At 57.2% G+C, this 10,843-nt stretch carries 7 protein-coding genes and 1 pseudogene; 3 read left to right on the top strand and 5 right to left on the bottom strand.

Annotation, left to right across the window (positions count from 1 at the left end):
• The 3 genes and pseudogenes from Q0F21_RS03150 to Q0F21_RS03140 all read left to right on the top strand — a co-directional run.
• Window positions 1-270 (top strand): annotated as a pseudogene (locus Q0F21_RS03150) (RecQ family zinc-binding domain-containing protein); the annotation flags it as partial.
• A 14-nt stretch (window positions 271-284) separates the two neighbouring features.
• Window positions 285-1,859 (top strand): Mfa1 fimbrilin C-terminal domain-containing protein, encoded by a 1,575-nt coding sequence (locus Q0F21_RS03145; RefSeq protein WP_297237332.1) that lies wholly within the window; start codon window positions 285-287, stop codon window positions 1,857-1,859.
• Window positions 1,860-1,974: 115 nt separating this feature from the next.
• Window positions 1,975-3,618, top strand: coding sequence for a C69 family dipeptidase (locus Q0F21_RS03140; protein ID WP_297237336.1), 1,644 nt, complete (start codon window positions 1,975-1,977; stop codon window positions 3,616-3,618).
• A gap of 225 nt (window positions 3,619-3,843) precedes the next feature.
• On the opposite strand, the gene Q0F21_RS03135 is transcribed toward Q0F21_RS03140, so the two are convergent.
• From Q0F21_RS03135 to Q0F21_RS03115, 5 genes are all read right to left on the bottom strand, one after another.
• On the bottom strand, window positions 3,844-4,440 hold the full coding sequence (locus tag Q0F21_RS03135) for a cob(I)yrinic acid a,c-diamide adenosyltransferase (RefSeq protein WP_297237330.1): 597 nt from the start codon (window positions 4,438-4,440) through the stop codon (window positions 3,844-3,846).
• Window positions 4,441-4,442: 2 nt separating this feature from the next.
• The gene (locus Q0F21_RS03130; protein WP_297237328.1) at window positions 4,443-4,982 is read right to left on the bottom strand and encodes a hypothetical protein; all 540 of its coding nucleotides are present in this window, start codon (window positions 4,980-4,982) and stop codon (window positions 4,443-4,445) included.
• A gap of 11 nt (window positions 4,983-4,993) precedes the next feature.
• The gene (locus Q0F21_RS03125; protein WP_297237326.1) at window positions 4,994-5,872 is read right to left on the bottom strand and encodes a YicC/YloC family endoribonuclease; all 879 of its coding nucleotides are present in this window, start codon (window positions 5,870-5,872) and stop codon (window positions 4,994-4,996) included.
• A gap of 107 nt (window positions 5,873-5,979) precedes the next feature.
• Window positions 5,980-9,375 (bottom strand): preprotein translocase subunit SecA, encoded by a 3,396-nt coding sequence (secA, locus tag Q0F21_RS03120; protein WP_297237324.1) that lies wholly within the window; start codon window positions 9,373-9,375, stop codon window positions 5,980-5,982.
• A gap of 98 nt (window positions 9,376-9,473) precedes the next feature.
• A partial coding sequence (locus Q0F21_RS03115) for a hypothetical protein (protein WP_297237322.1) occupies window positions 9,474-10,843 on the bottom strand: 1,370 nt, incomplete at its 5' end.

The raw sequence follows: 10,843 nt of genomic DNA, 5'->3' as shown, positions 1-10,843 counted from the left end.
ATGGACTACTTCGGAGAGGAGGCTCCTCTCCCGTGCGGCTACTGCGACTACTGTCTCTCTCACAAGTCTGACAGACTGACCTACAGGCTCATCCACGACATCACGGAGGAGATACTCTCCCGGGGAGAGGAGGGTATCGGGAGGGACGAGCTGAAGCAACTGTTTCCCACGCTTAGCCGAAAGGAGTGGAAGTACACGCTTAACTTCCTTTCCTCACAGGGATACACTGTGGACAGCTCTCAAGATAAGATTATACTCAGTAACCAATAACTAAAACGTATCTCATGAAAAGACTAAAGAGTACCCTACTCGCCTCCCTGGCACTTCTCGCAGTAGGATGCAGCAGCCCGCGACAGGAGCTCGACGACCTCGAGCCGACCACATCCGGTACTGCATCGATCTCCTTTGACCTCAATGTCGCCGCCCACGAGCGACCTGACGCCCGGCTGAGGACCGAGGACAACTTTATGGAGGACAAGGGACAGCTCTGGACCATGAACGGCCTCAGGGTGGTACTCTACAAGGAGGACGAGTCAGGCAACCCGGCAGAAGTGGCTTACGCCTTTGACAAAAACATCAGAGTATTCCAGGACATGAGAGAGGGCACCGATCTCCTCAATCCTGAGAGCAAAGGAGGACTGCTATCCATCACCGGCATAAGCGGGATAGTCCCGGCAGACTACACCATCATCTTCTTCTCCACCCCCTCCCAGGCGATCATCAGCGCGACGGCACCCGGCAAGGACTACAGCGAGCTTAAGCGCCCGCTCGACATAAACTTTACCGACAAGACAGTGCTTGGGAATGACCTGCGATACTTCACCAAGGTATACAGCTCAGCCACAAATATCGACAATCCGACCAGAGTCTCCAGGGAGGAACTCCTCAAGTCGATCGGCTCGAGTCCCCTGCAGCTCGGGAGCATCACCCTCAAGGCTACCGACGCTGCCGTACTGGTCCGGTATGAGAATGTAGAGAAGGATCCCGGAGAGTCGGAGGTCACCCCGGCAGGGTACGTAGAGCTCTATCCCGACGTACTGAATAAGACCCTGCTGCTATTCCCCGAGACTGCTGAGGACAAAGAACTCAATCTATCCATACCGAAAGACAACAATTACTCAGGACTCAAGTCGTGGAGTGTGGATAAGCTCAGGGAAGAATTCTGCTACAGTGATGTCAGGATACGATTTGTCTCCTTCTACAGCGCTAACTCATCCACAAAGAAGCTCACAAGGCCTATCGTGCTGCCGGAGAATACCACTGCTCCAGAGGACCTCTGCACCCAGGCGGTCACGAGGCTGGTGATGAAAGCAAAAGTAAAGCCCACGACCAGTGAGACCTCCTGCGCCATAGACTCCCACAAGACCTGGTTCTCCTACAAGGGCAAGAACTACGACTGGGTAAAGTTTGAGAAAAAGTATTCCGAAGCAGTCACTGCCTACAAGGCACCGGATCCCAAGCCCACAGACGCTCAGAAGGAGTTCCTCAATATCGGTCTCGCCATCAATACCGCACTCAAGTCCGGAGCGACGCCCCCCAGCCTCGGAGATCCCCTACTCCAGATGCCCACAGAGGGATACGACTCTGAGGATCTTAAGATCTACGCTCAGGGGATCGCCTTCTACTGCATCCCGATCAGACACTTCAGTGATGACGTCGCTCCCTCCCTCGAGACCATCGGTCGATACGCCGTGGTGCGCAATACGGTGTACCTCATCACCATCAAGTCGATCACCAGCCTCGGTGCGCCCACGTACGAGAGCCTGATCAAGGGAGTCAGCTACACGGACACCGGCACCGCGAGCCTTACCATCGACCAGGACGATCGGACCCTGATCAAGACGACGATAGAACTGTAAACAGACGTGACGCTGATTCGGAGGAAAATGACTATATTGCGGTATCAAGTTCAATCATTTGTTCAATCATAAGGATTACTCAAAGCAACCTATGAAAAAACTATTGCAGTGGGGTATGACTCTGAGTGCAGTGATCGCATCAGCGCTCCTGCTTCCTCAGAGCTCCCAAGCATGTACCAACCTCATCGTCGGCAAGAATGCCTCCGTCGACGGGAGCGTCATCGTCAGCTATGCAGCCGACAGCCACACCCTCTACGGAGAGCTCTACCACTGGGCTGCCCGTGACTGGGAGCCGGGACACATGATGGATGTCTACGTCTGGGACTCGGGCGAGTACAAGGGACAGATCCCTCAGGTCGCTCACACCTACAATGTGGTGGGGAATATGAATGAGCACCAGGTCTGCATCACCGAGACCACCTGGGGCGGACTGGAGCAGCTTGAGGGGACCGAGGGTCTGATCGACTACGGCAGCCTGATCTACATTGCCCTCCAGCGCTCCAAAAGTGCCCGCGAGGCGATCGACGTCATGACCGGTCTCGTCCGTGACCACGGGTACTGCAGCACCGGAGAGACCTTCACCATCGCTGACAAGAATGAGGTATGGCTCATGGAGATGATCGGAAAGGGTAAGGGCGAGAAGGGTGCCGTCTGGGTAGCCACCCGCATCCCCGACAACGCCATCACCGCACACGCCAATCAGGCCCGGATCCAGAAGATCGACTTCAAGGATAAGGAGAACTGGCTCTACTCCAAGGACGTCATCTCCTTCGCCCGCCAGAAGGGGCTCTACAAGGGTAAGGACGCAGACTTCTCCTTCCAGAAGGTCTACAATCCCTACACCTTCAGTGGACTCCGTGGATGTGAGGCGAGAGTATGGTCGTACTTCAATCGCTTCCACAAGGGCATGGATCAGTACACCGACCTCGTGATGGGCTATAAGGCTGACGCTGAGCCGATGCCTCTCTACGTCGTGCCTGATCGCAAGCTCTCTGTCGCTGACGTGCAGAATATGATGCGTGATCACTACGAGGGTACCCCCATGGATATGACAAAGGATGCAGGCGCTACCTATGGCGTCCCCTACCGCTGGAGACCGATGAACTTCAAGGTCGACGGCAAGGAGTATCTCAATGAGCGCGCCATCGCCACCCAGCAGACCGGCTTCGTCCTCGTGGCTCAGCTCCGCAGCAGTAAGCCCGACCTCGTAGGTCCGGTACTGTGGTTTGGCTGCGATGATGCCAATACCACCGTCTTCTCTCCCATGTACGGCTGCATCACAGAGACTCCCCTCACCTTCCGCGTCGGCAACGGTAGCATGACCGAGTTCTCGTGGACCAGCGCCTTCTGGATCAATAACTGGGTCGCCAACATGTGCTACGGCAAGTATGACTACATGATCCGCGACATCCGTCCCGTACAGCAAGAGCTGGAGAAGGGATTCTTCGACAACCAGGCTGCCGTGGAGGCACGCGCCCTCGAGATTGAGAAGAGTCAGGGTCGTGAGGCCGCAGTCGCCTACCTGACGCAGTACTCGGCCAAGTGCGCCAATGGCGCCACCGATCGCTACCGCGAGCTGGCTCAGTACCTCATCGTCAAGTACATCGATGGTAATGTCAAGAAGGAGAAAAACGGTCACTTCGAGACCGAGAACGGTCTGATCGTCTTCCCCGACCAGCCCGGCTACAGCCAGAGCTACTACAAGTCCATCGCAGAGGACAATCCCAAGCAACTGATCGTCCCCGAGGGCTGCAAGTAAAAGCCCCCGACCTGAAGCAAGAGAGGGGAGCTGCACGAGATCTCGTGCAGCTCCCCTCTTACTTGCTACTGGGTGCATCCGTCCGTAAAATCTATTACCGGTAATAGAGAACACTAAACCCGGTAATAGTGATCACTAAACCCGGTAATAGGAAAAAAGGAGTCGGCACCAGTGTGTCCAAGGTGCTTACAGAGGAAGACCTTTGCAAAGGTCTCAGAGGGGAGGTCAGAAGACCTCCTTGCTCCCCTTCCAGACCACCTCACGACCGCCCTCGGCACGAGCGGCAGCGCGCCCGAGGACAAAGAAGTAGTCGCTCAGACGATTGATGTACTGCAGGACGGAGGAATCGATCTCTGCCGTCGGCTCTGCCTCGAGGAAGGCGTAGATATCGCGCTCCGACCGCCGAGCCACCGTGCGGCAGATATGTGCCACGGAGGCGGCTCGACCACCGGCAGGGAGGATGAATTGCTTCAGCTTCGGCAAATCTCCATCAAGCCGATCGACCATCCGCTCCAGATGGTGGATGTCCTCCTCGGAGAGTCCGCTGCCGCAGTACTTCAGCAGCTCCGGATCGGTCGTGTCCGTGGCGATATGCGTGCCGCAGGTAAAGAGCCGCTCCTGGATCTCCTGCAGGAGATCATCCTGCCCCAGAGAGGAGGGCAGCTCGGCACGAAGCAGTCCGATGTATGAATTGAGCTCGTCGAGCTGACCGTAGGCATTCAGCCTCGGGGATGCCTTGGAGACCCGCTTGCCGCCGACGAGGGAGGTCTTCCCCTTATCGCCGCGACCGGTGTAGAGCTTGCTTTTCTTTTGTTCTTCCATTTTTATACTGTACTACGGTAAATGTAAAGGTTATCATTCTTGCTAAATAGTAGGGCATGGTCGTACAGGTCGATCACGATCCCTCGAGTCATGCGCCTCACCAGGACACGCAGTCGCTCCTCAGCAGCCCTGTCTCGCCGGACATCGGTCAGCAGGACCGCCCTACCCTGCACCTGTAGGAAGCGAAGGGCCTCCTCGGCACTGTCGGTATAGAGCAGCGCGCGATCCATCGTCCCGAGGTCATTCAGCGGCAGAGTCCTCATGCGGCTGTCTGCGAGAGCGGCGTAGTCCATCGCCGCCTGCCGATCCGGAGTGGTCTCGCCATAGGCAGTCACCTCGTAGTCCAGGCGGGCAATAAGCCTATACCAGAGCGCCAAGCGATCCTGCTCAGGGGTGGGCAGGTAGTACTCATACCTGGGCTGCACGACAGAGCAGACCACCCGGTACGCCATCGGCGAGTGGACACCGTGTCCCCTCCCGTAACGGAGCCATCGGAGGAGTCGACAGCAGTAGAGGCTCCGGCGAGGATAGAGCGAGTGCATAGGGGGAGGGGTCAGAGGACGTTTAGCACCTGCTCCTTGATCTGCTCGAGATGATCCTTCATCTTCACGGTGATCTTCTGGAGCGTGGCATGGTTGCTCTTGGAGCCGAAGGTATTGATCTCCCGACCGATCTCCTGAGCGATGAAGCCGAGCTTGCGTCCCTGTCCAACCTCGCCGTCCATGGTGCTCTCGAAGTAGGAGAGGTGGTTGATGAGCCTATTCCGCTCCTCGTGCACGTCGAGCTTGTCGATGTAGTAGATCATCTCCTGCTCGAGCCGGCTGGCATCGAAATTATTCTGCGTCACACGACGGAGCTCCGACTCCAGTCTCTCGCGCACGGCATCGATGCGCTCCTGCTCGTAGGGCTCTGTGGAGCTGATGAGCGTCCGGATCGCCTCGATATTCTCTTGGAACACTCGGTAGAGTGACTCACCCTCCTGTGCCCGGAAGGCAGTGAAGTGGTCGATCGCCTCTGAGAGTGCCTCCATCACGATGCGACCGTCACTCTCCGTCTCTGCCTGGTCAAGCTCGGCCGTGCGGACCACACCCTGGAAGCCGATGATCAGACTCATGGGATCCCGGGGCAGCGGGATGCCGGTATCTGAGTTCAGCTGTTGCAGTCGCTCCCAGTAGGTGGTCGCGACACGCTCATCGATGGTGAGTGGCGCCTGTGTCTCAAGATGGTCGACGCTGATGTAGACGTCCATCTTGCCTCTCAGGCATCGATTGGTAGTGGTCTTGCGGATCTCCTGCTCCAGAGCTCGCAGATAATTGGGGAGGTGGACATTGACATCCGCATTCTTGCTATTGACAGAGTAGATCTCCACGGTGACCTTCCTTCCCTCACCGCTCCGCTCAGCCCTCCCATAGCCGGTCATTGAGTATATCATAAGTGGTGTATAAAAAAAGGACAGCCACTCCGCTCCACTGTATCTCCACCGGAGTCAGGGTACGTCATGGCTGTCCTTAGATTAAGTATTATCGTGCTTAGTTACGGTCAGAGGTTGCGGCCGTGGCAGTTCTTGAACTTCTTGCCGCTGCCACAGGGGCAGGGGTCGTTTCTGCCCACCTTCTTGGCGGCTCGGTAGGGGGTGTTATTCGCCTGAGCAGCCTCGGAGGCGGCGCGACCAGCCTCGGTGCGCTGCTCCGCCTGCTGCTGGTAGTCATCCTTCTGCTCACGGTAGCGGCTGCGGTCGTTGGCACGGGGGTCATCGTGATGCTCCCCGATCCTCACCTGCTGCTGAGCTGCGACAGCACGTGCCATAGCTGCGGCTCTTGCGGCCTGCGCCTGACGACGTGCCTCCTGCTCCTCAGGGGTGGCGATATTGATGTGACCGCGCATAATGATCTCAGTAATCTTCACATTGAGGTCATCGATCATGCGCTTGAAGAGGTCATACGCCTCGACCTTAAAGATCACCAGCGGGTCCTTATTCTCATACGAAGCGGTGCGGACAGCATTCTGCAGCTCATCCATCGCCAGCAGATGCCGCTCCCATGCCTCGTCGATCGTGTAGAGAAGGATCGTCTTCATGAAGGACTTGGAGATGCTCTGCGAGTTGCTCTCTACCGCCTCCTTCAGATTGGTCACCACATTGTACATCAGGCGACCATCTGTGACGGGGACGTAGATCTGCTCCACCTGAGAGCCGTGCTCCTTATAGAAGGCCTGCAGAGCAGGATCGGCCTGCTCCGCCATCCGGTCCATACGACGCTTCAGCGTTGCAGAGGCCTCATCCATCAGACGAGCGGCAATATCATTGGCCTCGAGTCCCTTAAAATCAGTCTCGGAGACCGGACACTCGATGGCGAAGACCTTGTAGACCTCAGTGCGGAAGTCATCAAAGGAGCCACCCGCATGCTTCGTAGCTAGATAGATCGCAGACTGCTCGAGGGTATTCATCACATCGAGGCCGATGCGCTCGCCCATAAGGGCGTGACGACGACGGGTGTAGATCACCTTTCGCTGGGCGTTCTTCACGTCGTCATACTCGAGAAGGTGCTTACGGATGCCGTAGTTATTCTCCTCCACCTTCTTCTGAGCATTCTCGACAGTATTGCTGAGCTGCTTGGAGACAAGCATATCGTCATCCTTGAGTCCCATGGTGGAGAGCACCTTCGCCATACGATCAGAGCCGAAGAGGCGCATCAGCTTATCCTCCAGAGAGACAAAGAAGACGGACGACCCGGGGTCCCCCTGACGTCCTGCACGACCACGCAGCTGGCGGTCGACACGACGGGACTCGTGTCGCTCAGTACCGATGATAGCGAGACCGCCCGCAGCCTTCACCTCGGGGGAGAGCTTGATATCGGTACCACGACCGGCCATATTGGTCGCAATGGTTACCGTACTGGACTGCCCCGCTTGGGCGACGATGTCTGCCTCCTTCTGGAAGAGCTTTGCATTGAGCACATTGTGCGGGATGTGTCTCAGGTCGAGCATCCTGCTGAGTAGCTCTGAGATCTCGACCGACGTGGTGCCGACCAGTACCGGACGACCCGCTTCGGTAATCGCCTGGATTTCGTCGATAACGGCATTGTACTTCGCCTTTGCCGTCTTGTAGATGCGGTCATTCTCGTCCTTACGGATCACCGGGCGATTGGTCGGGATCACGACGACGTCGAGCTTGTAGATGTCCCAAAACTCCTTCGCCTCCGTCTCAGCCGTACCGGTCATACCGGAGAGTTTGTGGTACATGCGGAAGTAATTCTGGAGCGTGATCGTCGCCTTGGTCTGCGAGGCCTGCTGCACCTTCACGTGTTCCTTTGCCTCGATCGCCTGGTGAAGGCCATCGGAGTAGCGGCGTCCGTTCATGATACGACCGGTCTGCTCGTCGACGATCATCACCTGATTGTCGATCACGACGTACTGGTCGTCTCGATCGAAGAGGGTGTAAGCCTTCAGCAGCTGCTGGACCGTGTGGACACGCTCACTCTTGACGGAGTAATTGGTCAGCAACTCGTCCTTAGTGCCGGCCTTCTCCTCCTCGCTCATCTCCTTATTCTCCAGCTCAGACATCTGGGCGGCAATATCGGGTAGGACGAAGAAGGCGGGATCCTCATTCTTCTGAGACAGGAGGTCGAAGCCCTTGTCGGTCAGCTCGATCTGGTTATTCTTCTCATCTACGACGAAGTAGAGCGGATCGGTCACCACATGCATCTCACGGTTGTTGTCCTGCATGTAGAAGCCCTCCGTATCCAGGAGGCGCTTCTTCACGCCCTCGGTACTGAGGAACTTGATCAGCGGCTTGTACTTCGGCAGACCCTTGTAGCTCCGGAAGAGCAGCAGGTAGCCCTCGTCGACTTCCTTCGGGTCGTCGCTCGCGATCTTTTTCTTTGCCTCGTTGAGGAGCCGGGTACAGAGCGTCCGCTGAGCATTGACAACGGACTCCACATCCTCGCGGAACTCCTCAAACATCTGATCCCCCTTAGACTCCACCGGACCGGAAATGATCAGCGGTGTACGGGCGTCATCGATCAGCACCGAGTCTACCTCATCGACGATGGCGTAATTGTGGACCCTCTGCACCATATCCTCCGGGCGGCGTGCCATATTGTCACGGAGGTAGTCGAAACCGAATTCGTTATTGGTCCCGAAGGTGATGTCACAGTCGTACGCCCGCTTGCGCTCCATAGAGTTGGGCTCATGCTTGTCGATGCAGTCGACGGTGAGGCCGTGGAACTGGTACAGCGGTCCCATCCACTCCTCATCTCGCTTGGAGAGGTAGTCATTGACCGTCACCACATGGACGCCATTGCCGGAGAGGGCGTTGAGGAAGACCGGCAGCGTCGCCACGAGAGTCTTACCCTCACCGGTCGCCATCTCGGCGATCTTACCCTGATGGAGGACGATACCGCCGATCAGCTGCACGTCGTAGTGGACCATATCCCACTTGGTGAGGTTACCACCGGCCTCCCACTCATTCTTGTAGATCGCCTTGTCCCCGTCGATGGTGACGAAGTCGTGCTCTACAGAGAGATCCCGGTCATACTGCGTCGCCGTTACGACGATCTCGCTATTCTCTGCAAAGCGCCGCGCGGTGGACTTCATGACGGCAAAGGCCTCGGGGAGGATCTCATTGAGCTTATCCTCCAGCTTATCCTTCACCTTCTCCTCCAGCACATCGATCTGCTCCCACAGCGCCTCGCGCTCGCTCAGCTCAGCGCTGTCGACCTTAGCCTTCAGCTCTACGATCTGGCTCTGCTCCTCGGCGACATGGTCGCGGAGATCCTGTCTCATGCGAGCGGTGTGAGCCCTGAGCTCATCGTGGCTCAGCTGATCGATCGTCTCATAGGTCGACTTGATCTGATCGACGATGGGGTATATCTGCTTGAGGTCGTTCTGTGACTTGTTGCCGAAGATGCCGGCAAGTAAGTCTTTAAAGAAACTCATATATATTGTCTAGTAAAAAAGTGTATCCGTTGTCATTCTCGAGAGTACCGGACTCCAGAGGGAGTCGAAAGGTACAAAAAATATCTGATCAGTCTCGATCAGGGCGTCGGCGGTCGGATACGAAGGACGTGGGAGATCTCTCTGGAGACCCTGCGGAGGTCGAGCGGTGCGCTGATCACCTCCGGCTCGATACCCGCTCCCCTGAGGATGAAGATCGTCGGCATCGGAGCGTAAGACGGCTGAGCCGGTTCTGTACCCTGTTCGACGACATAGCCGGGGCTGATCCCCACGAAGACGTCCGCCCGATGGGATGGGAGCGCACTATGGAGTGCAGTCAGGCGTGCAGTCCCTATCCGATCCCCGGGGAGGAGATCGCGTAGGGTATGGTCGGGGATCGTGTAGGAAACGCCCGCCATCTCGAGGAGGAAGGAGGAAACTGCGTCCTGTACTTCTGCCAGAGTGAGGTCGTCCCTCTTCTCGATCAATGTGCGGTCTAAGTAAAGGTCTCCCCGATCCGTTACCTCGGTGACCAGCCCCTTGATCCCATACTTGGCATGGAGGTACATGTTGGTGATCGCTCGGCAGCGCTCGGGGGAGAAGGTGGGATACCGCTTCTTATCATTCCTGATCAGCTCCTGACGTGCCATGCCGTTGCCGGTTAGCGCCAGGAGGACCTCACCTCGTCCAAACTTCCGATCCAGAAGATCCATCAACTCCCCTACCGCACGGTCGAGGAGATAGTAGCTATCCAGCAGCTCGGGAGAGATGCCGGCGGAGACACCGGGTGGCGTACCTGCCGTCAGGTGGAGCGCCAGCAGATCGACCGACTCATCGGATCCCAGCCCGGCGCCGTCGATGATCGCCTCAGCGAGACGGATGACATACTCATTGACCACCGGGGAGTGCTTCAGGTCCTGTACGGACGAGAAGGCTCTCGTATATATATGGTCGGAAGCAAAGGCTCCATTACTTGCAAAAGGCAGAAGCGAAGCATACAGCGTCGGATCGGATGCCTGCCAGGTGATCGACCCCTTGTCCAGTCGGGTCGCTACTGTACTGCTCTTACTGATATACCATGGCAGACCCGCGGGGTAGAAAGTGGAGCTGACCCACCTCGCCGTAGAGTCATCGAGCCAGTATGCCGCCTGTGCCTCGTGTCCACCGGCAATGATTGCCTCCTCGGCACACGGAGCGATGGAGAAGACCTGTCCCAGTCCATGAGTCGCCTGAGACAGTCGGTCAGCAAGGACAGGAGCGCGGAGAGCAAGGGGTGACAGACGGTCAGCCGTCGCATAGCCGATATAGTTCTTATCCTCGAGGGTAGAGCCCTCACGGCTCCGCTTGCCGCCCTCCTTGCGCACCACAGAGCGTCTGCCGGTGATTCCACTCGTCAGTCCGAGCGTACCGGTCTGCAGCACTGCCTCACTCGCTACCGGATCGGCCGTAGCCAGGGGATGGATCACCGCAT

The organism is uncultured Porphyromonas sp. (assembly GCF_934359325.1).
Lineage (GTDB): Bacteria > Bacteroidota > Bacteroidia > Bacteroidales > Porphyromonadaceae > Porphyromonas_A.
This window is presented reverse-complemented; position numbering and strand designations above follow the sequence as displayed.